The organism is Brevibacterium sp. NPDC056726 (assembly GCF_042790515.1).
Classification (GTDB): Bacteria; Actinomycetota; Actinomycetes; order Actinomycetales; family Brevibacteriaceae; genus Brevibacterium; species Brevibacterium sanguinis.
Genome location: NZ_JBHTYZ010000005.1, coordinates 183,377 through 207,269, shown reverse-complemented (window position 1 = coordinate 207,269; position 23,893 = coordinate 183,377). Strand labels below are relative to the sequence as shown.

26 protein-coding genes are annotated in these 23,893 nt (G+C 67.4%); 12 read left to right on the top strand and 14 right to left on the bottom strand.

Annotation, left to right across the window (positions count from 1 at the left end; translation table 11 throughout):
* Window positions 1–17: 17 nt before the first annotated feature.
* The 4 genes from ACFQ91_RS12190 (at window position 18) to ACFQ91_RS12175 (ending at window position 4,246) form a co-directional block, all read left to right on the top strand.
* Window positions 18–593, top strand: coding sequence for a TetR/AcrR family transcriptional regulator (locus tag ACFQ91_RS12190; protein ID WP_232623778.1), 576 nt, complete (start codon window positions 18–20; stop codon window positions 591–593).
* Between the two features lie 136 nt (window positions 594–729).
* A complete protein-coding gene (locus ACFQ91_RS12185) occupies window positions 730–1,641 on the top strand; it encodes an acetoacetate decarboxylase family protein (RefSeq protein WP_198500056.1) in 912 nt (303 codons plus the stop codon).
* A 77-nt stretch (window positions 1,642–1,718) separates the two neighbouring features.
* Window positions 1,719–3,299, top strand: coding sequence for a succinic semialdehyde dehydrogenase (locus ACFQ91_RS12180; RefSeq protein ID WP_198500057.1), 1,581 nt, complete (start codon window positions 1,719–1,721; stop codon window positions 3,297–3,299).
* Between the two features lie 26 nt (window positions 3,300–3,325).
* Complete coding sequence (locus ACFQ91_RS12175; protein WP_198500058.1) at window positions 3,326–4,246, top strand: NAD-dependent epimerase/dehydratase family protein; 921 nt, start codon at window positions 3,326–3,328, stop codon at window positions 4,244–4,246.
* Between the two features lie 46 nt (window positions 4,247–4,292).
* On the opposite strand, the gene ACFQ91_RS12170 is transcribed toward ACFQ91_RS12175, so the two are convergent.
* From ACFQ91_RS12170 to ACFQ91_RS12150, 5 genes are all read right to left on the bottom strand, one after another.
* A complete protein-coding gene (locus ACFQ91_RS12170; protein ID WP_198500059.1) occupies window positions 4,293–5,198 on the bottom strand; it encodes a LysR family transcriptional regulator in 906 nt (301 codons plus the stop codon).
* Between the two features lie 66 nt (window positions 5,199–5,264).
* Entirely contained in the window at window positions 5,265–6,608 is a 1,344-nt protein-coding gene (gene dnaB, locus ACFQ91_RS12165) for a replicative DNA helicase (RefSeq protein ID WP_376870099.1), read from the bottom strand.
* 140 nt (window positions 6,609–6,748) lie between these two features.
* Entirely contained in the window at window positions 6,749–8,131 is a 1,383-nt protein-coding gene (locus tag ACFQ91_RS12160) for an FtsX-like permease family protein (RefSeq protein ID WP_211978538.1), read from the bottom strand.
* A 26-nt stretch (window positions 8,132–8,157) separates the two neighbouring features.
* A complete protein-coding gene (locus ACFQ91_RS12155; RefSeq protein ID WP_249120969.1) occupies window positions 8,158–9,513 on the bottom strand; it encodes an FtsX-like permease family protein in 1,356 nt (451 codons plus the stop codon).
* Between the two features lie 8 nt (window positions 9,514–9,521).
* Window positions 9,522–10,250: an ABC transporter ATP-binding protein gene (locus ACFQ91_RS12150; protein ID WP_211978536.1), complete on the bottom strand. Its 729-nt coding sequence runs from the start codon at window positions 10,248–10,250 to the stop codon at window positions 9,522–9,524.
* Between the two features lie 149 nt (window positions 10,251–10,399).
* Between ACFQ91_RS12150 and ACFQ91_RS12145 the strand changes: the two genes are divergently transcribed.
* From ACFQ91_RS12145 to ACFQ91_RS12135, 3 genes are all read left to right on the top strand, one after another.
* Window positions 10,400–10,729 (top strand): helix-turn-helix transcriptional regulator, encoded by a 330-nt coding sequence (locus ACFQ91_RS12145; protein WP_211978535.1) that lies wholly within the window; start codon window positions 10,400–10,402, stop codon window positions 10,727–10,729.
* Window positions 10,730–10,741: 12 nt separating this feature from the next.
* Complete coding sequence (locus tag ACFQ91_RS12140) at window positions 10,742–11,131, top strand: VOC family protein (protein ID WP_211978534.1); 390 nt, start codon at window positions 10,742–10,744, stop codon at window positions 11,129–11,131.
* Window positions 11,132–11,205: 74 nt separating this feature from the next.
* Window positions 11,206–12,267: an FUSC family protein gene (locus ACFQ91_RS12135; protein ID WP_211978533.1), complete on the top strand. Its 1,062-nt coding sequence runs from the start codon at window positions 11,206–11,208 to the stop codon at window positions 12,265–12,267.
* Between the two features lie 9 nt (window positions 12,268–12,276).
* Here the strand turns inward: ACFQ91_RS12135 and ACFQ91_RS12130 are convergent, their stop codons facing one another.
* The gene (locus ACFQ91_RS12130) at window positions 12,277–13,575 is read right to left on the bottom strand and encodes a DUF445 domain-containing protein (protein ID WP_211978532.1); all 1,299 of its coding nucleotides are present in this window, start codon (window positions 13,573–13,575) and stop codon (window positions 12,277–12,279) included.
* Between the two features lie 134 nt (window positions 13,576–13,709).
* Here ACFQ91_RS12130 and ACFQ91_RS12125 point away from each other — a divergent pair, with 134 nt between their 5' ends.
* The 4 genes from ACFQ91_RS12125 (at window position 13,710) to ACFQ91_RS12110 (ending at window position 15,662) form a co-directional block, all read left to right on the top strand.
* Window positions 13,710–13,856, top strand: a complete 147-nt coding sequence (locus ACFQ91_RS12125; RefSeq protein WP_211978531.1) for a hypothetical protein — start codon at window positions 13,710–13,712, stop codon at window positions 13,854–13,856.
* Between the two features lie 11 nt (window positions 13,857–13,867).
* The gene (locus ACFQ91_RS12120) at window positions 13,868–14,086 is read left to right on the top strand and encodes a DUF2945 domain-containing protein (protein WP_211978530.1); all 219 of its coding nucleotides are present in this window, start codon (window positions 13,868–13,870) and stop codon (window positions 14,084–14,086) included.
* Window positions 14,083–14,730 (top strand): DUF488 family protein, encoded by a 648-nt coding sequence (locus ACFQ91_RS12115; protein ID WP_211978529.1) that lies wholly within the window; start codon window positions 14,083–14,085, stop codon window positions 14,728–14,730. The genes ACFQ91_RS12120 and ACFQ91_RS12115 overlap by 4 nt, the downstream gene beginning before the upstream one ends.
* Window positions 14,731–14,900: 170 nt before the next feature.
* Window positions 14,901–15,662: a bifunctional 2-polyprenyl-6-hydroxyphenol methylase/3-demethylubiquinol 3-O-methyltransferase UbiG gene (locus tag ACFQ91_RS12110; protein ID WP_211978528.1), complete on the top strand. Its 762-nt coding sequence runs from the start codon at window positions 14,901–14,903 to the stop codon at window positions 15,660–15,662.
* A gap of 249 nt (window positions 15,663–15,911) precedes the next feature.
* Here ACFQ91_RS12110 and ACFQ91_RS12105 read toward each other — a convergent pair whose 3' ends face one another.
* On the bottom strand, window positions 15,912–16,547 hold the full coding sequence (locus tag ACFQ91_RS12105) for a DUF1345 domain-containing protein (RefSeq protein WP_211978527.1): 636 nt from the start codon (window positions 16,545–16,547) through the stop codon (window positions 15,912–15,914).
* A gap of 212 nt (window positions 16,548–16,759) precedes the next feature.
* Here ACFQ91_RS12105 and ACFQ91_RS12100 point away from each other — a divergent pair, with 212 nt between their 5' ends.
* A complete protein-coding gene (locus ACFQ91_RS12100; protein ID WP_198500072.1) occupies window positions 16,760–17,095 on the top strand; it encodes a helix-turn-helix domain-containing protein in 336 nt (111 codons plus the stop codon).
* Between the two features lie 164 nt (window positions 17,096–17,259).
* Here ACFQ91_RS12100 and ACFQ91_RS12095 read toward each other — a convergent pair whose 3' ends face one another.
* From ACFQ91_RS12095 to ACFQ91_RS12065, 7 genes are all read right to left on the bottom strand, one after another.
* The gene (locus ACFQ91_RS12095; RefSeq protein ID WP_211978526.1) at window positions 17,260–17,943 is read right to left on the bottom strand and encodes a hydrolase; all 684 of its coding nucleotides are present in this window, start codon (window positions 17,941–17,943) and stop codon (window positions 17,260–17,262) included.
* A 233-nt stretch (window positions 17,944–18,176) separates the two neighbouring features.
* Entirely contained in the window at window positions 18,177–18,635 is a 459-nt protein-coding gene (gene rplI / locus ACFQ91_RS12090) for a 50S ribosomal protein L9 (protein WP_137825553.1), read from the bottom strand.
* Window positions 18,636–18,651: 16 nt separating this feature from the next.
* Entirely contained in the window at window positions 18,652–18,891 is a 240-nt protein-coding gene (gene rpsR, locus ACFQ91_RS12085) for a 30S ribosomal protein S18 (protein WP_009376853.1), read from the bottom strand.
* Window positions 18,892–18,926: 35 nt separating this feature from the next.
* A complete protein-coding gene (locus tag ACFQ91_RS12080; RefSeq protein ID WP_137825554.1) occupies window positions 18,927–19,547 on the bottom strand; it encodes a single-stranded DNA-binding protein in 621 nt (206 codons plus the stop codon).
* A 32-nt stretch (window positions 19,548–19,579) separates the two neighbouring features.
* On the bottom strand, window positions 19,580–19,870 hold the full coding sequence (gene rpsF / locus ACFQ91_RS12075; protein WP_137825555.1) for a 30S ribosomal protein S6: 291 nt from the start codon (window positions 19,868–19,870) through the stop codon (window positions 19,580–19,582).
* Window positions 19,871–20,007: 137 nt separating this feature from the next.
* Window positions 20,008–21,387: a hypothetical protein gene (locus ACFQ91_RS12070; RefSeq protein WP_211978525.1), complete on the bottom strand. Its 1,380-nt coding sequence runs from the start codon at window positions 21,385–21,387 to the stop codon at window positions 20,008–20,010.
* A 37-nt stretch (window positions 21,388–21,424) separates the two neighbouring features.
* Window positions 21,425–23,866, bottom strand: coding sequence for a transglycosylase domain-containing protein (locus ACFQ91_RS12065; protein ID WP_249120968.1), 2,442 nt, complete (start codon window positions 23,864–23,866; stop codon window positions 21,425–21,427).
* Window positions 23,867–23,893: the final 27 nt, after the last annotated feature.

Genomic DNA, 23,893 nt, shown 5'->3' with positions numbered 1-23,893 from the left:
ACGGGGGAGGATCGACTGTGTCAACAGCGTCCGCGGAGAAGCCGCGGCATCATCATGGCAACCTGCGCCACGCGCTCATCACCGCCGGCGTCGAGATGCTCGAGACGGGCGAGGCCTTCTCCCTGCGCGCCGTGGCCCGCCGGGTCGGCGTCTCCCAGGCCGCGCCGTATCGCCACTTCGAAAGCAAGCAGGACCTCGAAGCCGCGATGGCCGCCGACGGCTTCGCCGAGCTCCAGACCTCACTCGAAGCCGTCGTCGGCGAGCACGGGGAGGGCGACACCCCGCTCGTCGAGCTCGCGCTCACCTACATCCACTTCGCCGAGGCGCATCCCGCCCTCTACGCACTGATGTTCGGCCAGGAGCTCAGCACCGTCGACGAGGTCAGGGTCGCCTGCGCGGCCGTCTTCGCCCGCATCCAGGAGGTCGCGATCGCCACCCACCCGCAGCGGGACCCGCACGGACTCGCCACCGCCGGCTGGGCACTCGCCCACGGACTGGCGACCCTCCACATCGACGGCACCCTCGGGGCCAACGACGACGTCGACTTCGACACCCGCGTCCGCGCCGCCTTCGCCGCCCTGCTCACCGACTGAGACCCACGCAGCGCCGCTGAGACCGGGAACACACCCGGAGGTCGGGAATGAATCCCCGCATCGCCATGTTGACACTGTTAACTTCGTCAGCCTACTCTCAGTTCGAGAGTCCGGAATCAGATGTGGAGTGAGAAACATGACCGAGACGAACACCGCCCCGACCACCGAAGTCACCTTGGGCTCGCGCACCCTCCAGGTGCCCGCGGGCGGTCTCTTCGACCGCTATCGCATGCAGCCCGACCTCGACGAGGTCGCCCGCGACCCCCGCGTGACCAGCGTCGACTTCTTCCGCAATCAGCCCAAGGTCGAGGTGGAGTCGCGCATCGGGCGCACGTTCACCCCGAACTTCTACTACGCGATGTCGAGCGCGCGCCTGACGATGCTCGCGCCGATGAGCGCGCTGCGCGACCGGCTGCCCGCACCGCTCGATCCGCTCGAAGCCGTTCCCGGCTTCGGTCTCGCCTCGGTGCTGCTGTTCCGCTACGACGTCGCCGACATCGACTTCTACACCGAGGCGGCCGTCGGCATCGCGGTCAAACCGCCCCACCACGGTCCGCTGGGGGCGATCGACCTGCTCGCGGCGCTGAAGAACAACCACCTCGACTCCTATGTGCTCTCCCTGCCCGTCAACACCGAGATCGCCCAGGTCCGCGGGCACGACGGCTACGGTTTCCCCAAGTGGGTGACCGACATCGATGTCGACATCACCGCGCAGTCCGTGACCGGACGGGTGCTCAACGACTCCGGCGGCACCGATTTCGAACTCCGGGCCCTGACTCCCCGGCAGAAGCGGCACCGGTCGGGCACCGCGGTGTCCTCCCTGACGTCGTATACGCATTTCGACGGAGGATGGCATGCGACGTTCAACCAGACGAACGCCCTCGTCTCGGGAACCGCGCTGTTCCCGCGCCATGTCGAGACCCGCCTCGGCGAGGGACGGATCTCCGATGACATCCGCTCGCTGCGTCCGACGCGGACCCTGATGTTCGATGTCATGACCCACGGTCAGGCGGCTCTCCACATGCCGCGCGTCATCTCGCTCGACTGACGACGTTCATGTCACTGACCTACACTCCCAGCCAATCGCTCCATTCCCGACACACGACCACAGAAGGGCAGACCATCGTGTCCACATTGACCGCGGATGCGCGGATCACTCCGAGGATCACCGCCGACCGACTCGCGGCGCTGAGCCGCCGCGTGCGGGTCGCCGACCCCGACGCCACGCAGGACGTCACCAATGCGATGACCGGTGAGGTGCTCGGCACTGTTCCGCACGCCACCCCGGCCGATGTCGTCGCCGCGGCCGCACGGGCCCGCAGCGTCCAGAAGGAGTGGGCCGCCCGTCCGATTCGGGAACGGGCGGAGGTGCTCATGCGCTTCCACGACCTCGTGCTGCGCCACCAGGACGAAGTCCTCGACCTCATCCAGCTGGAGAACGGCAAGGCCCGCCGGCATGCGTTCGAGGAGATCATGGATGTCGCGTTGAACGCCCGCTACTACGCGCACACGGCGGAGAGGTACCTGCGACCCAAGCGCCGTCAGGGTGCGCAGCTGGCGCTGACGAAGGTGTGGGAGCTCCATCATCCGAAGGGCGTCGTCGGCATCATCTCGCCGTGGAACTATCCGCTGACGCTCGGCATCAGCGATGCCCTGCCGGCGATCATCGCCGGCAATGCGGTGGTCACGAAGCCGGATGCGCAGACGCCGTTCGCTGCACTGTGGGCCGTGGAGATGCTCGAGCGGGCGGGCATGCAGCCCGGTCTCGTCGAGGTCGTCACCGGGTCTGGCGCCGAACTCGGTCTGCCGATCATCGAGAACTCCGACTTCCTCATGTTCACCGGGTCGACCGCTGTGGGACGGACGGTGGCCGCCCAGGCCGGGGAGAACCTCATCGATGCGTCGATGGAGCTCGGCGGGAAGAACGCCCTGCTCGTCCTCGACGATGCCGACGTCGACAAGGCCGTGTCCGGGGCGATCCGGGCGAGCTTCTCCAACACCGGGCAGCTGTGCATCTCGATGGAGCGCATCTATGTCCCCGACGTCCTCTGGGACGACTTCACTGCGAAGTTCGCCGCCGCTGCCCGGGCGATGACGCTGACCGCCGGGATCGACTACTCCGCGGACATGGGCTCGCTCGTCTCGCAGAAGCAGCTCGAGACGGTGATGCGCCATGTCGATGATGCGCGGGACAAGGGCGCCACGGTGCTCGCCGGCGGTCGGCGCCGTCCCGAGCTCGGCCCCTACTTCTACGAGCCGACGATCCTCACCGATGTCGACGAGTCGATGGAGGTCTACGCGCACGAGACCTTCGGTCCGGTCGTCAGCCTCTACCGGGTCGCCGACGAGGAGGAGGCGATCGCGAGAGCCAATGACAGCGACTACGGCCTCAACTTCAGCGTGTGGACCTCCGACGAGGACCGCGGAGTCCGCGTCGCCTCCCGGCTCGAGGCCGGCACCGTCAACGTCAACGACGCGTACGCCGCGGCGTGGGGGTCGATGGATGCCCCGATGGGCGGCATGAAGGCCTCCGGCCTCGGCCGGCGGCACGGGGAGCACGGCATCCTCAAGTACACCGAGTCGCAGACGATCGCCGCCTCGCGGCTGTTGCCCGTCGGTGTGCCGGACAACGTCGATCCTGCGCGTTACGCGCGCATCGTCACCGGCGCGCTGCGCGTGCTCAAGCGGATACCGGGTGTGAAGTGAACCCGACCAGCGAACGCAGAGACGGAATGCAGACCATTCTCGGTGCAGGTGGGCCGATCGCCGACGAACTCGCCCGCGCCCTCCATCGCGACTTCACTCAGGACATCCGGCTCGTCAGCCGGCACCCGAAGCAGGTCAACGGCACGGATGAGCTGGTCGCCGCCGACCTCATGGACCCGGCGTCGACCGAGCGTGCTGTCGCGGGCAGCGCGATCGCCTATCTCACGGTGGGTCTGCCGATGGATTCGGCCCTGTGGGAGGAGAAGTTCCCGACGATGATGCGCAATGTCATCGATGCGTGCATGGCCCATGGGACGAAGCTCGTCTTCTTCGACAACACGTACATGTATCCGGGCACCCCGACCCCGCAGATCGAGTCGACGGGATTCGCCCCCGGTGGCCGCAAGGGGCGGGTGCGGGCGGAGATCGTCACGATGCTCCTCGATGCGATGGCCGCCGGTCAGATCGACGCGCTCATCGGTCGGGCCCCGGAGTTCTACGGGCCGGGGAAGACGAAGAGCTGGTCGAACATGCTCGTATTCGACCGGATCAGGGCGGGCAAGCGTCCGCTCGTGCCGGTGAGTGCGACGACGAAGCGATCGCTGATCTGGACGCCGGATGCCAGTCGGGCGCTGGCGCTGCTCGGCAACACCCCCGACGCGTACGGGCAGACCTGGCATCTGCCGATCGACGAGCATCGCCGCACGTACCGTGAGCTCATCGCGATCGCCTCCGAGATCACCGGGCGGAAGATCGGCTACACCGTGCTCCCGCTGTGGGTGTTCAAGTTGGGCAGCCGGTTCAATCCGATGCTCGCCGAGGCGGCCGAACTCCTTCCCCGGTACCGCGGGGACAACATCTTCGACACGTCGAAGTTCGCCTCCCGCTTCCCTGACTTCGCTGTGACGACCTACCGGCAGGGCATCGCCGACATCCTCGGCCAGTGAGTCCCGCGGCGCCCGCACCGTACGCGGTGCGGGCGCCGTACGTCGATCAGACCCTCTCTTCCTTCCCCATGAGGGCGTCGTAGCACGCCGCCGTCTGGTGCTTGAGCGCTCTGGCGACCGCGGCGACGGCGGGACGGCGCATGGAGTCGGGCCGCAGCACCATCCAGTACGGGAGGTGTTCGGTGAGGTCGTCCGGGAGAAGTCTGACGAGGTCGGCATGCCGGTCGGCCATGAAACAGGGCAGGAACCCGATGCCGGCGCCGGCACGCGTGGCTTCGACATGGACGAAGACATTCGTCGAGGTCACACCGTCTTTCATCGACGGGACGAGGCGCCGGGGTGCGTCAAGGTCGTCGACCTGGAGCATCGAGTCGACGAAGTACACGAGCTGGTGCTCCATGAGCGCGTCAACCGTCGTCGGGGTGCCGTGGTCGGCGAGGTAGTCCCGCGCGGCGTACATTCCCAGCGCATAGTCGCCGAGGTGGACCGCCTCGGCGCGATGGACCTGCGGTTTGCCGACGACGACTTCGATGTCGAGGCCGGACCGCTGCTGCAGGGCCTGCCGTGTCACCGTGATGATCTCGACGCTCAGACCTGGATGGGTCCGCCGCAGCGCCGCGACGGCCGGTGAGGCCACATAGGCGCTGAATCCGTCCGTCGCCGACATCCGCACGACACCGCTGACGGGATCGGGAGTCTCGCCCGACTCACCGAGGCTGCCGACCGCGAGCTCGACCTGCTCGGCGACGCGCACCGCCTCGGCGCCGAGCTCCGTGAGCTCCCATCCGCTGCCGGACCGGGCGAGCACCCGGCCGCCGAGTGCCTTCTCCAAGGCCGCGATCCGTCGTGAGATCGTCGTGTGGTTGACCCCGAGCGCATGGGCCGCCGTCGCGAACTTCGCCGAGCGGGAGACCGCGAGCAGCACGAGCAGATCGTTCGGGGTCGTGTCCATGCCTGCCATCGTACAAAGCGACGTGAGGGCACCGATCCGGGCAGGCTCGCTCCTGTGGCGGGAAACCTACTGCGGCATGTTGACGAACCGGGACTTCGCGCCCTGGAAGGCCACGGCGATGTCACCGGTCGGTCCGGCTCGGTGCTTGGCGACGATGATGTCGGCCTCGCCGGCGCGTTCGTGCTCCTTGTCGTACATGTCCTCACGGTGGATGAGGAGGACCATGTCGGCGTCCTGCTCGATCGATCCGGATTCGCGGAGATCGGAGATCATCGGTCGCTTGTCGGTGCGCTGCTCGCTGCCGCGGTTGAGCTGGGAGAGCGCGATGACGGGCACCTCGAGCTCTTTGGCCAGCAGCTTGAGCGAGCGGGAGAACTCCGAGACCTCCTGCTGGCGGGATTCGACGCGCTTGCCCGAGCTCATGAGCTGGAGGTAGTCGACGCAGACCATCTTGAGGTCGTGCTGCTGTTTGAGCCGGCGGCACTTCGCGCGGATCTCCGTGAGCGCCATGTTCGGCGAATCGTCGACGAAGAGCGGCGAGTCGTTGATGCGCGCCTCGGTGGCGGCGAGGTTCGTCCAGTCGTGGGGGCTGAGCTCACCGCGGCGCAGGTTCTGCAGCGGGATCTCCGACTCTGCGGAGAGGAGCCTCATGACGAGCTCGTTCTTGCCCATCTCGAGGGAGAAGAAGACCGCGGCCTGCTTGTGATGGATCGCTGCCGAGCGGATGAAGTCGAGGGCGAGCGTCGACTTGCCGACACCGGGTCGGGCGGCGATGACGATCATCTGCCCCGGGTGGAGGCCGTTGGTCAGCTGATCGAACTCCGTGAACCCGGTCGGCACCCCGGCGGTCTGCCCGTCGGTGTCGCCGTTGCGCTCGATCTCGGCTGCCACCTCGCCGAGGATGTCGGCGAGGATGACGTAATCCTCCGTCGTGTGCTTCTCCGTGACCTGATAGATCTCGGCCTGCGCGTTGTTGACGACGGCGTCGGTGTCGCCCTCGGCGTCGTAGCCCATCTGCACGATCCGGGTGCCGGCCTCGACGAGGCGGCGCAGCACCGCGCGCTCGCGGACGATCGTCGCATAGTATCCGGCGTTCGCGGCGGTGGGGACCGAGGAGATGAGCGTGTGGAGGTAGGCAGGTCCGCCGATCCGGGAGAGATCGCCGGACTTCGTCAGGTAGTTCGCGACCGTGACCGAGTCGGCGGGTTCGCCGCGGGAGTAGAGGTCTAGGATCGCCTCGTAGATCGTCTCGTGCGCGGGCTTGTAGAAGTCATCACGCGACATCGATTCGACGCAGTCGGCGATGGCGTCCTTCGACAGGAGCATGGCACCCAGGACGCTCTCCTCGGCTTCGATATCCTGCGGAGGAGTTCTGAGTCCGTCGTACCCCAGATCGCTGCTCACTCCCACGTCTCCTCCTCTGTGCCTACGCCTGCCCGGCCCGGGTGCAGTGCCATCCCACTTTACCCGTGCCGCGCGCGGACCCGACAGCGATTCACGTCACCGCCGGTGCCGCCCCGATCTCGCCGAGGCGGCGCAGCGGCCCAGCGTCACAGCCGTGCCCGGCCGGCGGTGGCGACCGCGGCGAGAATCGGCTTCGCCACCTGGAGTCCCTGCCTGATGACGACGATACCGACGACCACTGACACGAGGATCGTGAGGAACGTGACGGGCTTCATCACCAGGGCCGCCCCGGCCAGCGGGAGCACGAGGACGAGTCCCAGACCGCCGGCGAGCAGCGACACCCAGATGACGGGACCGAGGACCGCGCGCACCATCCCCGCGTGCATCGTGTCGACGTCCATGCCTGCGGCATAGAGGTCGGAGAAGGTGTCGGCCCGGTCGTAGACGTCGGCGACCTGGTTGATGAGCGCGGAGACCGCGATGAGGACGATCGAGATCCCCATGACGAGCAGCACGCCGGTGAACAGGTCCTGGTAGAGGGTGAGGTGCTCCTGCGGCATGTCGACGCTCGGGTCGTCGGAGATGTCCGTGGCGAACTGCATGAGCGCGATGCCCGTGCCGCCGACGGCCGCGACGAACGCCGTCATCGCGACCCCGGAGACGCGGCGCCAGAACCGCTTCGGCTCATCGGAGACGAGCCGGGCGGCGATGAGCCGGGCCGGCGTCAGCGCGCGCTTGCCCGCCAGGTGGGCGAACCAGCGGACGAAGAGCCCGCCGAGGAGGTCGACGACGATGAGGCCGATGACGAAGACCGCGAGCATCGCCGAGATCATCACCCCCATCCCCAGGCTCGCCGACTTCGACAGGCTGACGACGACCGGGAGGACGAGGATCGCGACGATGACCGCGATGACCCGGGCGACGGGGAACTTCCGCTCGAGCGACTTCGTCCGGACTCCCAGCGGGGAGATCGCGACCTTCCGCAGCCCCAGCAGCGCCGAGACGACGCAGACGAGGATGAGGAAGACGACGACCGCGGCGAGCAGGAGCGGGGGCATGAGCATGTTCGCGTACCCGATCGGCTGCCCGAGGAAGTGGATGTGACTCACCGGCCACGCGAGCCCCAGGTAGCCGAGGACGCCTGCGACGATGCCGATGACGGCGGGCACGAGCGGTTCGGCCACGGCGATCGCGATGATCGACGAGCGCTGGGCGCCGAGCAGGGACATCGTCGAGAGCCGCTCGTCCTGCCGCCTGGCCGACAGCGTCGCCGAGGCGGAGGCCAGGGTGCTCGCGGGGATGACGAGGAGGATCGTGGCAAGTCCCGCGAAGAACTTGTAGGCGACATCGAGTCCTTGGGTGTTCGGATCGGTGCTCGGCGGGATCTGGAAGAACATCCAAGCCCCGGCGGCGACGGTGAGGAACAGCGTCGCGCAGGCGAAGAACGAGCTCATGACGAGCAGCGAGCTCGGTGCCGTCACGGTCTTGCGACCGAGGACGAGGGGGACGATGCTGGCGGGTGCGGACATCACTGACTCCTGATCGAGGCGGGGCCTCAGGCGGTCACCGCGGTGACGCGCCGGACGAGCGGACGGGTGAACTGCAGTCCCAGCCACACCATCGCGATGCCGCCGAGGAGGACGGAGGCGACGACGGCGATGGTCATCGGATCACCGAGGTCGTTCGCCGAGGCCATGGCGATCGCGAGAAGTCCGCCGAGGACGAGCGAGACGAGGGTGACAAGCACGATCGGGGACATCACGGCGCGCACGGTGACCCCGTGCATCATCGCCGGTGACATGCCGGCGGCGTGGAGCTCCCGGTAGGTCGAGGCGCGGTCGAGGATGTCCGCGGCCTGATTGATCGTCGCGGACACGACGATGAGGACGAAGGCGATCGCCAGGGTGAGGATGAGGCCGGTGAAGACGTCGTCGCCGGTGTACTGCAGCGGTCCCATGAGCTCGCGTTCGGCCGCGCTCATCTCGTCGCCGCTGCCGCGCATCATCGCCGCCCCGGTGCCGCCGACGACGGCGATGAACGTGATGAGGGCGAGCCCGGCGACCCTCCGCCAGTACTGTGCGGGGGCGTCGGCGATCATCGCCGCGGAGAGCATGCCGGCCGGGCGCCGCGCCGTCTTGCCGCTCATCCAGGCGTGGACCCGCATGACGAGGACGCCGAGGACGTTGATGAGGAGGAGGGCGACGCCGATCGTGAGGATGCTCGCGATGATCGCGGTGCGCTGCGACTGTCCGTCCTGGAGGGAGAAGACGAGGGCGGCGACCATGCCGATGGCGAGGACGACGACGGCGATGATGCGCAGGAGGGGGAACTTCCGCCCGAGCGACCGCGTCCGCACGCCGAGGGGCGAGACGATGACCTTCCGCAGACCGACCAGTGCGGCGAGGAGGCAGATGAGGAGGAGAGCGGCGACGACCCCGGCGAGCAGCCAGAGGGGCATGAGGAGGGCGGAGTAGCCCAGCGGCACGCCGGTGAAGACGATGAGGCTCAGCGGGTAGGCGAGAGCGAGGTATCCGACGATGCCGGCGAGGATCCCGGCGGCAGCGGGGATGAAGGGTTCGGCGACCGCGACGAGCCGGACGGTGCCCTTCGAGGCGCCGAGGAGGGAGAGCGTGGAGAGGCGCTCATCCTGGCGTCGGGCGCTGAGCTTCGCCGAGGCGACGCCGAGGCTGATCGCCGGCACGACGAGGAAGACCGTGGCGAGGATCGCGAGCATCCGGTAGAGGTCGACCACCTCGGCGTAGCGGGGCACATCGGGGCGGTCGTTGAACGCCCACGCACCGGCGGCGACGGTGAGGAAGAGGGTGGAGCAGGCGAAGAACGCGATCGCGACGAGGCGCGCGGTCGGGGACGTGAACGTCTGCTTCGACAGGACGAGTGGGAGGACCTTCATGATCGGCCTCACCCGTTGTTCGCCGCATACTGCGCGGCGGAGTCGGAGACGATGCGGCCGTCGGCGAGGCGGACGACGCGGGAGCAGCGGGCGGCGACGTTCTCGTCGTGGGTGACGACGACGAGCGTCGAACCGCGCCCGGTCGTCGAGGCGAGCAGTTCGGAGAGGACCTCGGTCGAGGTGCGGGAGTCGAGCGCGCCGGTCGGCTCGTCGGCGAAGGTGACGACGGGCTGGGTGACCTGCGAGCGGGCGATGGCCACGCGCTGGGCCTGTCCGCCGGAGAGCTGGCCGATGCGCTTGGTGAGGTGCTCGGCGAGGCCGAGGCGCTGGAGCCACGCACGAGCGTGCCTCGTCGCCTCGGCGCGGTTCATTCCGGCGAGCATCGCGGCGAGCGCGACGTTGTCCTCGGCGGAGAGCTCGGGCAGGAGCAGACCCTGTTGGAAGACGAACCCGAAGACCTCCCGGCGCAGCGCGGTGCGGCCGGCCTCCTTGAGCGAGGTGATGTCCGCGGCGGCGCTGCGGTCGGTGGGCAGGAGACGGATGTGGCCCTCGTCGGGACGGAGGATGCCGGCGAGGCAGTGGAGCAGGGTCGTCTTGCCGGAACCGGAGGGTCCCATGATCGCCAGGGACTCGCCGAGGCCGATCGTGAGGTCGACGCCGGCAAGGGCGTAGGTCTGGTTGTAGTGCTTGGTGACAGAGGAGGCCGTGATGATCGCAGGCATGTGTGTTGTGGTCATGACTCAATGCTTTCGCAGGCCGCTGCCAGCGGCCATGCAGTCCTCCCACGACTGGCGCGAGGAAAACCCGAGAGTCGCGGAGGGAAATCGCGACCGAATGTGACCTGCGTCCATTGACATGCAAGTCAGTACTTGCCTATGGTGTCGGTGTGGCCGACCTCTTCAAGGCGATCGCCGACCCGACCAGGCGGACGATCCTCGACGAACTCGCCGAACGCGATGATCAGACTCTCTTCGAGATCTGCTCGCGTCTGGCCAATCGGCATGGTCTCGGGCTCTCACGCCAAGCGGTGTCCCAACACCTCGAGGTGCTCGAATCCGCCGGTCTCGTCGTCACCCGCCGCGAGGGGCGCTACAAGTACCACACACTCGATCCCGCGCCGCTGCGCACAGCGTTCGATCGCTGGACCGGCGGGACGCGAGACGCCCGACCACCGGACACCGACCCACCCGCATCACCCCAGGCACCGCCTGAGTAAGGAGACACCGTCATGAAGGCCCAGTGGATCAGCATTCCCGTTGACGACCAGGCGCGCGCGCTCGACTTCTACACCGACAAGCTCGGATTCCGGCTGAAGTTCGACGTTCCCGTCGGAGACGCGCGGTGGCTCACCGTCGTCTCGCCCGAGGATCCGGAGGGAGTGGAGATCGTCCTCGAACCGAAGGGTCATCCGGCGGCCGGGGACTACACGGCAGCGCTCATGGCCGACGGGATCCCGATCAACCAGTTCGCCGTCGACGACGTCGAGGCCGAATACCAGCGCCTCAGCGCCCTCGGAGTAGAGTTCACACAGAAGCCCTTGTCGATGGGACCGATCACCACCGCGGTTCTCAACGACACGGTGGGCAATCTCGTTCAGCTCATTCACCAGGAGGACTGACCGCGGTTCCGCGTGCCCGGCGCCGGCCCGACGACCCGGGCAGGCGCGGTGGTCGCGCCGACCGCTGCACGGCCATGAAGAGGATCGCCGAGTACATCCGCGGGACCCTGCGTCTCGAACCCACCGACGACGATCGGCGGGCACCGCTCAGGGTCGGTCTCGGCGTGGCGATTCCCTCCCTCGTCCTCCTTCTCCTCGGGTACGAGCAGTTCATCATCTACGCGGTCTTCGGGGCGTTCTGCGGGATGTACGGTCGCGGTGAGGCGCACCAGCTGCGCCTCATCCACCAGCTGCAGGCCGCAGTGCTGCTGCTCTCGGGTGTCGTCATCGGCGTCATGCTCGCGATGCTCGACACCCCGGTCTTCGCCCTCATCGCGATCGAGGCGTTCTTCGCCGCCGTCGGGTCGATCATCGCCGACCGCGCGCGGATGCGTCCGGGGGGACCGTTCTTCGGCATCTTCGCCCTCGGGGCGTGCGCCTCGGTCGAACCGCTCGCACCGCCGTGGATCCCCATCGGGATCAGCGTCCTCGCGGCGGCCTTCGCGATCACCCTGGGCTTCCTCGGATGGTTCCGCACGCGGACGTGGCGGGCGGGGTCCCGACGGATGATCACCCCGTTCCGCGGTCCCCACGCTCTCGCCATGCTCAGGCATGCGGCCACGTATGCGGTGGCGGTCGCCTCGGCGGGTCTCATCGGGGTGCTCATCGGTCTCGACCATGCGTACTGGGCGATGGCGTCGGCAGCGGTGCCCCTGGCCGCCGCGGAGCTGCCGGGCCGCATCGCCCGCGGCGTGCACCGGGTGCTCGGGACGTTCTCCGGGCTCATCGTCACCGCGCTCATCCTCTGGCCGGACCCGTCACCGCTGTGGCTGGCGATCCCGGTCATCCTCCTGCAGTTCCCCACCGAGTACCTGATGATGCGCAACTACGGGTTCGCGCTGACGTTCTTCACACCGATGATCCTACTCATGACGCAGCTCGCGCATCCGATCCCGCGGTCGACGCTCATCATCGACCGCGGGGTCGAGACGCTGCTCGGGGCCGTCGTCGGCATCGCCGTCGTCCTCGTCGTCGGGTACGTCGGCAGGCGCCGGGCGCGGACGCGCGGTGACACGGGCGGCCGCGCCGAGGCGTGAGGTGACCCCTCACCCGGGTATGAGGACGATGACCGTGTGGAGGAGGATGCCGACGAGGGCGCCGATGACGGTGCCGTTGATGCGGATGTACTGGAGGTCGCGGCCGACGTAGAGCTCGATGCGGTCGGCGGCCTCCTTCGCGTCCCAGCGTTCGATGGTGTCGGAGATGACGCTGGCGATCTCGGGTCCGAAGCTCTCGGCGAGGTCGCCGGCGGTCGTGGCCACGCGGTCGTCGATCGTCTCAGCGAACTCCGTGTCCGTCTGGAGGCGCTGGGCGAATTCTCCGATGAGGTCGGCGATGCGGCCGCGCACTTCACCGTCGGGTTCGATGATCGCCTCGCGCAGGAGCTGCTTGAGCGAGGTCCAGATCTCGAGGACGGAGTCGACGACGCCGTCCTGGGTGAGGAGGTCGTTGATGATGTCCTCGGCCTTGTCGGCCAGCGGGGTGTCGGTCGACAGGTCGGTGGAGAGGTCGACGAGCCACGCGTCGAGGGCCTGGCGGGCCTTGTGGTAAGGGTTGTCGCGGACGTCGACGAGCCAGCCGAGGATCTCGCGCTGCAGGCGGTTCGCGAGCTGTTCGTTGACGAAGTCGGGCACCCACGACGGGGCGCGGTTGTGGACGATCTCGTCGATGACCTGCGGGTTGTCGCTCAGCCATGTGTACGCCTCGGCGACGACGAGGTCGACGAGCTTGTGGTGGGCGCCGTCGAGGACGATCTGGCGCAGCAGCTTGCCGAGCACCGGAGACTTCCGGGTGGCGATGAGGCGCGGGAGGATGACGTTCTTCGTCAGGGCGACGATCGACTTGTCGTCGATGCGGGAGAGGACGTATTCGAGACCGGCGGCGGCCCGGTCGACGACGAGGTCGCGGTTGGCGGCCTTGCTCAGCCACTCGCCGGCGCGCTGTGCGACGTGGGCGGAGCGGATCTTCGTCGACACCGCCTCGGCGTGGAGGAAGTTCGCTGCGACGAAGGCGGAGAGGCTCGCTCCCAGAGCGTCCTTCTTCCGGGGGATGATCGCGGTGTGCGGGATCGGCAGGCCCAGGGGATGCCGGAAGAGGGCGGTGACGGCGAACCAGTCGGCGATCGCGCCGATCATCGCGGCCTCGGCGCCGCGGGCGACGAATCCCCAGACGCCGGACAGATCGGTGAAGAGGTTCGTGGCGAGGAAGATGAGGGTCGCGAGGATGAGCAGTGAGAGCGCCAGCGTGCGCATCTTCCGCAGGCCCCTGGCCCGTTCCCGGTCCTCGGGTGTGAGTTCGTTCGGGCCGTCGAAGCGCGGCACCGGCTCGGTTCTCTCGATCGTCATTGTTACCCCCTGGGCACTGACTTTAGCGAACCTCGGCGCAGGTTCGATGCCGACCGGCTGGACTGCGCCTGGGAACGCGCCCTGCCGCGTGCAGCCCCTGTGAGTGCTGCGGCCGGCCGGAGTACCGTGGAGGCATGATCCGAGCACTGACCGACCTCGAGAGGGACACAGCGCTCCTCCTCGTCTTCGACGAGGGCGTTCCGAGTTGCCTCGAGCCGGCCCCGCTCAACGAAAGCGTCGTCTGCACCCGGTTCCCCCCGGCTGAGCGCATCGGCTTCTGAAGGAGATCGACATGGCACACGAATTCTCCGTCGGCGATCACGTCGGGTGGAACTCCGAGGCCGGCGAGGTCTCCGGCCACATCATCAGGGTCCACACCTCGGACTTCGACTACAAGGGCCACACCCACCGCGCCTCGGAGGCCGACCCGCAGTACGAGATCAGGAGCGACAGGACCGATCACATCGCCGCGCACAAGGGCAGCGCGCTCCGCCTCATCGACGACGAATGACCGCCGACGAGCCGGACCGGGAGATCGCCCACCAGCCCGCCCGCGGCGGGCCCGCCTCGGTGCCGGACTTCCTCACGATCGGCCATTCGAACCGCTCCCTGAAGGAGTTCATCGACCTGCTCCGCGACTCCGGCGCCGAGGTGGTCGTCGACGTCCGCAAGCTGCCCGGGTCGAACGCGAATCCGCAGTTCAACGAGGATGTGCTCGGCGATGCGCTGGCCGCGGTCGGCATCGAGCTGCGCCGGCTCGACGGTCTCACCGGGCGGCGACCCGTCAGCCGGGACGTGCCGTTTGAGGTCAACGCGTGGTGGGAGAACCGCAGCTTCCACAACTATGCCGATCACGCCCTCGGCGCGGAGTTCGCCGCCGACATCGCCGTGCTGCTGGACTGGGGCGATGAGCGGCGGTGCGCGGTGATGTGCTCGGAAGCCGTGTGGTGGCGCTGTCATCGGCGCATCATCGCCGACTATCTGCTCGCGCATGACCGTGAGGTTCTCCATGTCCTCGGTCCCGGTCAGACCGCCGAGGCGGAGCTCAGTTCCGGTGCCGTCATCGAGGGCGAGCCCGGTGGCAGCGCCGGATCCATGCCCGCGGATGATCGCGGGGACTCCGCCGACGTCCGCATCACCTACCCGGAGCAGTGAGACACCCCCGCACCTCCGCACACAACCCTTGACCCCGCTTGCGAGGTGGATCCCGCTCGAGATCGTGCCGGAAATCGAGCGGGATCCACCTCCGGAAATCCGTCCGCACTCAAAACGCGGCGGCTGTCCGAACCGGCATTGCGGGTTGATCGCGCGGCTAAGATGCGCAGATGGAGCCTTTCGAGAACCGTGCACGGGCCGAATCCTTCGGTTCGGTCGCCGAGACCTATGATCGCGTCCGTCCGCGGTATCCGGGCGCTCTCCTCACTGAGGTGCTCGGCGAATTCCCTGCTGACGTCCGGCCGACGCGTGTGCTCGATGTCGGAGCAGGCACTGGAATATTCTCAGCACAGCTCACAGCTTCGGGTTGTGAGGTGACTGCGGTCGAACCCGACCCCGAGATGGCGGAGGTCGCCCGAAGCAAAGGGTGCCAGGTCGAAGTCTCCACATTCGAGTCCTGGGACGCTGGCGACAGGACGTTCGATCTTGTCACGTTCGGGCAATCGTTCCATTGGGTGGATCCGGCAACCGCGTTGCCGAAAATCCGACAGATTCTCCGTCCGGAAGGTCGACTCGCCCTGATGTGGAATCGAATCGAGCCCGTTGACGGCCGCGCAGCGGAGATTGCCGGCGTCTACGAACAATTCCTTCCCCGTGCCGTTCCGGAACCAGAACCAGACGATGCCTCTCATCCAGATGTCGCCCGGCTCGAGGCTCACGACTTCGAGGTCCGCGAGATCACTTGCGACGAACCGCGGTGGTATGCGGCTCACGAGTGGCTCTCGATGGTCTCCACACACTCTGACCAGCTGACCATGTCGCAGGAAAGTCGATGTGAAATGCGGCGCGCGCTGGCCGAGGCCGTCGGAACCGCCGATCTGCAGACGCGCAATCGCGCGCTGCTTTTGCTGGCTTCCCCTAGCCCTCGGTGACCGCGACTTCCACTGACAACCGCATCACCTACCCGGAGCGATGAGACACCCCTGGGCGGCACACACAACCCTTGGCCCTGCTTGCCAGGTGGATCCCGCTCGAGATCGAGCCGGAAATCGAGCGGGATCCACCTCCGGAAGCCCAGCCACAGTCAGCGCGCGCAGTCTGAACCGACGACCCCGTGGCTCCGGCCGTGCGCACCCCGGCCATGCGTCCGCACCGCAGCCCTGCCGACCGCGGTCGCGCTCTCAGTTCGAGAAGACCCCGACGACGAGGTTGATCGCCGTGGCGAGGATGACGGCGTTGAAGACGTAGGACAGGAGGCTGTGGCGCAGGACGACGGCGCGGATCTGCGTATCGGAGACCGAGGTGTCGGTGACGCCGAAGGTCATGCCCACCGCGTAGCCGAAGTAGAGGAAGTCCTTGTAGTTGGGCACGCGGTCGGAGTTGAAGTCGATGCCGCCGGGAGTGCCGTCCCCGAAGTACATGTAGGCGTAGCGGGCGCTGTAGAGGATCTGCAGGCCGGCCCACGACATGAAGACGCCGAGGAGGGCGATCGCGGCTTCCCAGTTGCCGGCCTGCGATCCGCCGACGACCTGGAGAAGGACGATGCCGCCGAGGCCGCAGAGCTGGGCGATCGTGATGACCACCTCGTCGAGGACGGGGTTGAAGTCCTCGCGGCTCGCGTTCGACTTCGTCTCCTCCGACGACATCGGCCACAGGGCGGCGGTCCCGACGAGCACGAAGAACGTCGTCGCCGTGGAGATGCCGACGAGGAAGCCGTCGCCCGTGGTGGTGAAGGCGCCGACGATCCAGCCCACGACGACGCCGATGACGATGGACGCGATGAGACGACCCGTCGCGCTGATGAGGAACTGCTTCATCGGTGGGTGCTCCGTTCGAGTGAGGTCGCAGAGGGACGGTCCGATAATGCCGGTTGAGGCAATGCGGCTTACGAGAACACTCTGCCACAACACAGCCGGATCTCACCCGTCTCACAGCCAGCCAATTCGTCGGGCCGACGGCAGTGACGGCCCCGGACTCAGCCGCGCACCGGCCCGGAATCGACGATCGGCCGCCTTGGTATTCTGGTCGCATGGCTGATGTGCTGGGTACCGACCTCTGCACCTCGACCGACCGTGCGTGGAGGGTGCTGGGAAAGCGCTGGAGCGGGCTCATCATCGACCTGCTCCTCCAGGGTCCCGCCCGCTTCAGCGAGTTGGAGCGCGGCGTCGAGGGCCTGTCGAACAAGGTCCTCGGCGAACGGCTGCGCGAGCTCGAAGCCCTCGGACTCGTCGAACGCCAAGTCGACACCGGCCCCCCGATCACCGTGACCTACGCGCTCACGCCGCGCGGACTCCGTTTGCGCCCGGCCTTCGATGCCCTCCGCACCTGGGCGCAGGAGATGGACGCCGATCCCGACGAGCCCTGAGGGCTCAGCGCCCTCAGCGCCAGTCCACGGTCGAGACCTCACGACGGTCCAGACCTCACGACGACGGAGCACCCCGAAGATGACGGAGCGGCTGGTCATCCGACCGGCCGCTCCCTCACGTCAGCGAGCCAACCCTTGCTTCAGGGCGACAGATCGCACCTTCCTCACTTCATGGAGTCAGCAGTCTCCTGCGTGCGCTCGACCTCCTGGGCCTTCGCGTAGCTTTCGATGAGCAGCTGGTACTCGGGGAAGATCTGCGTGTAGGCCTGTGCCCATTCGCCGCTGTCCTCACGATTCCACGTGTGCTGCAGCTCGGACGCCACGGCCGCGACATCGATCGGCACGACGCCGGCCTGGACGATGCGCGCCAGGGTGATCTCCTCCGCCATCTTCGAGTAGGTGCCCGAGGTGTCGACGACCGCGAAGACCTGGAAGCCGTCGGCGACGGCGCTGATCGCCGGGAAGGCCATGCACACACTGGTGATGGTGCCGGCGATGATGAGCTGCTTCCTGCCCGTGGCCTTGACGGCCGCGACGAAGTCCGGGTTCTCCCACGCGTTGATCTCGCCCTTGCGCCCGACGTACTGCGCATGGGGTGCGTTCTCGTGGATCTCCGGGATCAGCGGACCGTTGGGGCCCTGCGGCACCGAGGCGGTCGTGATGACCGGGATGTCAGCGAGCGAGGCGATCTTCGCCAGCGCGGCCGCATGACGGCGCAAGGTAGTCATGGGCATGTCCTTGACCGTCTGGAAGAGTCCGCTCTGATGGTCGATCATGAGCAGGACGGCATTCTCGGGATCGATGACGGGACGAGCGCCGTTGAAGTTCGCGGGACCGATGTCGGTCATGGTGTTCCTTTCTCCTGGGGTTACTTTTTGTCACCCCGTTATAGATTGAAACCATGATCGCCCGAGAATATTCCCTGCCCGTGAATGCGCGAACGCCGGGTGCCCCCTTACGGGAGCACCCGGCGCTCGTCGTGTCAGGACTCAGCTGACCCGGAGCAGAATCACCCGACACCAGCGGTCCGACCCGCACACAGCGAGCGCGGACCGCCGGCAGCGGACTCAGCCGCGGTCGGTCAGGCCTTGCCGATGACGTCGAACTTGGCGTTCGCGGTGATGTCGTCGTTGACGCGCACGACAGCGGTGTAGCTGCCGGGCGTCTTGACATGACCGGTGAGCGCGACCTGACGACGATCGAAGTCGTGTCCGGTTGCGGTCTGGAGCGCCTCGGCGACCAGGGCGGGGGTGACGGCGCCGAAGAGGCGACCGTTCTTTCCGGCCTTGAGCTCGATGCGGGCGCTCGTCGTCTCGAGCTGCTCCTTGACGCGGACAGCTTCGTCGTGATCGGCGATCTGCTTGGCCTGGCGGGCCTTGCGGAGGGCGACGATCTGCTTCTCCGCACCCTGGGTCCACGGGGTGGCCCAGCCGCGGGGAACGAGCAGGTTGCGCGCGTAACCGGCGCGCACGTCGACGATGTCGCCGGCGGCACCGAGGCCGTCGACTTCCTGGGTGAGAATCACTTTGCGGTTAGGCATGTCTGTTCTCCTCCGATCAGCGAGCAGAGCTCGAGTAGGGCAGGAGTGCCATCTCGCGGGCGTTCTTCACGGCCTTCGCGATGACGCGCTGTTCCTGCACGGTCACGCCGGTGACGCGACGTGCACGGATCTTGCCACGGTCAGAAATGAACTTGCGGAGCGTTGCGGTGTCCTTGTAGTTGATGTTCGCCGCTTCGCCCTTTTTGAGCGGATTCGCCTTCTTCTTGATAGGCTTCCGGATCTCTGGCTTTGCCATGAGTATCTCCTGTGTGAGAAATGTCTGTGCGTGGATCAGAACGGCGGTTCGTCGGCGCCGGGGTTGCCCCAGCCGCCGTTGTCGTTCTGCGGACTCGATGATGCCCACGGGTCGTTGCCCGGACCGTTGTTCCCCTGGTTGTAGCCGCCCTGGCGCTGGCCACCCTGCTGCTGGTTGCCCTGCTGCGGGTTGTTGCCCCAGCCCGACGACTGCTGCTGGTAGCCGCCCTGCTGGCCGCCACCCTGCTGGTTGCCGCCGTAGCCGCCACCACCGGAGAATCCGCCTCCGCCGCGTTCGTTCTTCGAGACCTGGGCGGTGGCACGGCGCAGGCTGGGGCCGACTTCGTCGACGTCCAGCTCCATGACCGTGCGCTTCTCGCCTTCCTTGGTCTCGAACGAGCGCGACTTCAGTCGGCCCTGCACGATGACCCGTGTGCCCCGCTGCAGCGATTCGGCGACGTTCTCTCCCATTTCACGCCAGACCGAGCAGCGCAGGAACAGGGTCTCCCCGTCCTTGAACTCGTTGGACTGACGATCGAAGATGCGCGGCGTCGAGGCCACGGTGAAGTTCGCGACTGCAGCACCGTTGGGTGTGAAGCGCAGTTCGGGATCGCTTGTCAGGTTCCCGACGACCGTGATGACTGTTTCGCCTGCCATTGAATGCTCCTGTCAGCGAGGTCGCGTGACGCTTACTTGGCGTCCGGGCGGAGGATCTTGGTGCGCAGAACGGACTCGTTGAGTCCGAGCTGGCGATCGAGTTCCTTGGTCGTGGCCGGCTCCGCGTGGAAATCAACCACGACGTAGTAGCCCTCGGACTTCTTCTGGATCTCGTAGGCGAAGCGCCGACGTCCCCAGATGTCCACGTTGTCGACGGTTCCCTTCTCGGCCGGGACAACCTTGATCAGGTTGTTCACGGTGTCAGCCAACGTCCGCTCTTCGAGGTCGTTGTCGAGAATGAGCATGAGCTCGTAATGACGCATGTGTCACCCACCTCCTCTGGTCTCAGCGGCCATGGTCGGTCCATGGCAGGAGGGTAAATGCGTTGCCGTTCCGCCTTCGCACCGGTGTGCGAAATGAGAACAGACCTCACTATTCTACGGGACGTCCCCGCAGGCTGTCATGTCGATGGTCCGTGCCCTGGCTTACGCTCTGCCGGTTGATCTCCGCGCCGAGGCGGCTCCCCGTTCCCGGCGACCGCGGGCTCCGGCCGGGGATCGTTCGCGTCGCTGCGCCGAGGCGGCTGAGGGTCGCGCAGCCGCCCGCGGATGCGCCGCCGGTGGAGGTTCTCCCCGGCGAAGACGATGACCATGATGAGGACGAAGAGCCGGAGCAGGGCGAAGAGCGCGATGAACGAGGGTTCGAGGGCTTTGTCCGGCTCGCTCGCGGCGATGTCGCCGAGCTGGATCGCGACGGCGAAGACCGCCTCGACGAGCGCCCAGGCGATGAGCACCCACCAGCGGGAGACGGCGAGGGCGAGGAACGGCAGGATCCACAGCGAATCCCACGGCATGAGCCCGGGGGCGAACACGAGCGCCGAACCGATGAGCAGGCACGCGGCCACCGCGGGATCGATGCCGCGCCGGGCGACGACGACCATCGCCGCGCCGACGGCGAGGACCGCGAGTCCGCTGACGACGATCCACACCATCGCCCACGTCTCCGCGTTCCCGATGCGGGCCATGAGCAGGATCGAGGCGAACGAGCCGCCGTCGATCGCGTCGGTCGTCCAGTGGACGATCCGGCTGAGCGCGGTGCCGTCGGCGATGAGGAGGAGCGCCGAGGTGATCGTCGCGGTTGCGATCATCATCAGCGGGCTGCGCGGGGCGAGCCGCCCGGCCGGGTGGAGCCCGGAGAGGGTGAGGGCGGCGAGGACGAGGAGGGCGAGCGGGTTGATGAACGTGGCGATGCCGAGCAGGATCCCCGCCAGCCACGGCTGCGGTGTCACCGGTGCGGGGGCGACGACGAGGACGACCGCCCAGAGGCTGAGCGCCAGGGCGAGCGGGTCGAGCGTCGAGCCGAGGGTGAAGAGGATCGCCGGTGAGGCGAAGACCGCGACGAGCCAGGCCCGCTGCCGGGCGAGGATGAGGAGGGCGACACCGCTCGCTGCGACGGCGAACACGTTGATGAGGAGGACGAACGTCATGAACACGGAGACGTCGTCGGTGACGAGCCGGAAGAGACCGACGAGGCGGGCGTCGATGACGGAGAGGTCGGCGAGTCCGCCGTCGGCCCGGCCCACCGCCTGCGGGTTGAGCTGACCGAGGAACGATGCGGAGAGGGGACCGGCGCACATCCTCGCCGCGGCGCTCGGCTGCTGGTAGCCCGAGCTCAGGCACGGCGCCTGGAGGGCGAGCGCGAGGAACGTCGTCACCCCGAGGACGCCGGCGAGGACATAGGCCTGAGTGCGCCGGTACACCGCCGAGGCGACACCGCGGTGAATGCCGTCCGGACCGCCGAGCAGGGGCTCGGCGATCCGGGTGGCGTGGTTCGAAGGCATATTCAGAGGTTACCGGTCACGGCTTCCCCGAGCGGAATCATCCGCCCGGTGCGACCGGCGCGCGAGTGGAGCCGCCGTTTCCGCTCCCGCCGCTGGAGCCGTTGCCGCCGCCGGTGTCGCCACCGGAACCGCCGCCTCCGCCGTCACCGGAGCCTCCACCGCCACCGGAGCCTCCGCCGTCGCGGGAGCCGCCTCCGCCGGTGCTCGTGCCACCGCCGTCTTCGTTGCCCTGGTTACCGCCGCCGGTCGACGACCCGGTGTCGTTTCCGGTGTCTCCGGTGTCCTTCGAGCCTTCGCTGTCCTTCGACCCGTCGGCGGACTCGTTGGAGTCGGACGACGAATCGGCGTCCTTCTCCTTGTCCTTCTCCGAGTCCTTGTTCTCGTCGTCGGCAGGCTTCTTCGTCGGTTCGTCGACCGGCGCCTTCTTCTTCGTGTCCTCACCGTCGTCCTTCGGCTGCGGACGCGGGGCCGGAGGAGCGTTCGTGTTGACGGGCTTCTTCACCTCGGGCAGGGTTCCGCGCTTCGGGAACTTCTCGACCTCGGTGCCCTCGAGGGCGGCCTTCATGTAGTCGGTCCACACCTGGATCGGGAACGATCCGCCCGTGACCTCGCCGCGACCGCCGTAGGGTCCGATCGGAACCGACTTGCCGTCGACCTCACGGTAGAGGACGACCGAGGTCGCCAGCTGCGGGGTGTAGCCGGAGAACCAGGCGGACTTGTTCGACGTCGACGTACCGGTCTTGCCGGCGGCGGGACGGCCGAGGTTCTGCGCGTAGCTGCCCGAACCGCCGTTGACGACCTGGCTGAGCGCGTAGGTGGTCTCCGCGGCGACGGCCTTGTCGAAGACCCGCTCGCCCTCGGTGTCGGCCTTGTAGACCTCTTCGCCGTCCTTCGAGATCGACTCGATCGAGTGGGTCTCGTGGCGGACGCCGTTCGACGCGAACGTCGCGTATGCCGTCGCCATGTCGACGACCTTGACGCTCGGGGTGCCGAGCACGTTCGCGGCGTTCGGCGTGAGGTCGATCGTGCAGCTGGCTGTATCGCCTGAAGCCATCTGCTCCTTCGTGCAGTTGGGGCTCAGACCCGCCCGCTGCGCGACGTCGACGGTCTTGTCGGGACCGACCTGGACGTTGAGCGCGGCGTACGCGGTGTTGATCGAGGACTGTGTGGCCTTGAGCAGCGTCACCGGACCGTAGCTCGAGTTGCCGAAGTTGCTGACCTCCCACGGCGTGCCGTCGTTGTTCAGCGTCGTCGGGCTGCCGGGATAGCGGTCGGACAGGCGCACGCCGTTCTCGAAGCCGGCCACGAGAGCGAACGGCTTGAACGTCGAGCCCGCCTGCGCGTGACCCTGGGTCGAGGTGTTGAACGCCTGGTCGAGGTAGTTCTTGCCGCCGTAGAACGCCTCGATGCCACCGGTCTTCGGGTCGATCGAGACGAGTCCGGCCTGGAGTCCCTTCGGCTGGTTGCTCGGCAGCGACTCGATGGCCTTCTCGGCTTCCTTCATCCGGTCTTCGTCGAAGGTCGTGACGATGTTGTAGCCGCCGCGGTCGAGCTGCGACTCATCGATGTTGAGCTTGGCCATCGCCTCCTTGCGGACGTACTCCCACATGTAGCCCTTCTGGCCGCTCAGGGAGTCCTCCTTGCTCGGAGGCTGGACCTCGGGCATCTCGACCTGGTCGGCCTGCTCCTGGGTGATGAAGCCCTCGTCGACCATCGACTTGATGACGTAGTTGAAGCGGTCCTCGTAGGCACCCGGATCCTCTGCGGGGTCCGCGGCGCCGGGGCGCTGGATCATCGCGGCGAGCAGCGCTGACTCGCTGACGTCGAGGTCCTTCGCCGACTTGCCGAAGTAGTTCTGGCTGGCGACCTCGATGCCGTACGAGCGGCGGCCGAGGTAGATCGTGTTGAGGTAGTTCGCGAGGATCTCGTCCTTGCTCTGCTGCTGGTCGATCTTGAGCGCGATGAACATCTCCTTGACCTTGCGGTCGAGGGAGTGCTCGTTCGTGAGGTAGAAGTTCTTCACGTACTGCTGGGTGATCGTCGACCCGCCGCCCGCGTACTGGTTCGTCGCGACGCCGACGACGGCGCGGGAGAGACCCTTGACCGAGATGCCGCGGTTCTCATAGAAGGAGGTGTCCTCCGCGGCGATCGCCGCCTTCTGCATCGGCTCGGAGATCTCGTCGATCGGCACCGACTTGCGGTCCTCGATCTTGTAGTGGCCGATCGGCGTCTCGCCGTCGGCGTAGTAGATCGTCGACGTCTGCCCGGTGGCCTCGAGGTTCGGCTCGGGGATGTCGGTCGTCGCATAGCCGATGGCGAACGCGATGCATCCGAGGATGACGGCGCTGAGGCCGCCGACGACGAGGATGCGAAGACTCGGCAGGAAGCGCGTCCAGCCGCTCACGCCCGCACGCGGGTAGTTGAGCAGATTCTTCGCCGTCCTGCCTTTGGTGTTCGTGGGATTCTCAGCCTTGGCCATCCACAGTCCTCCAGGTCTTCTCCGTGC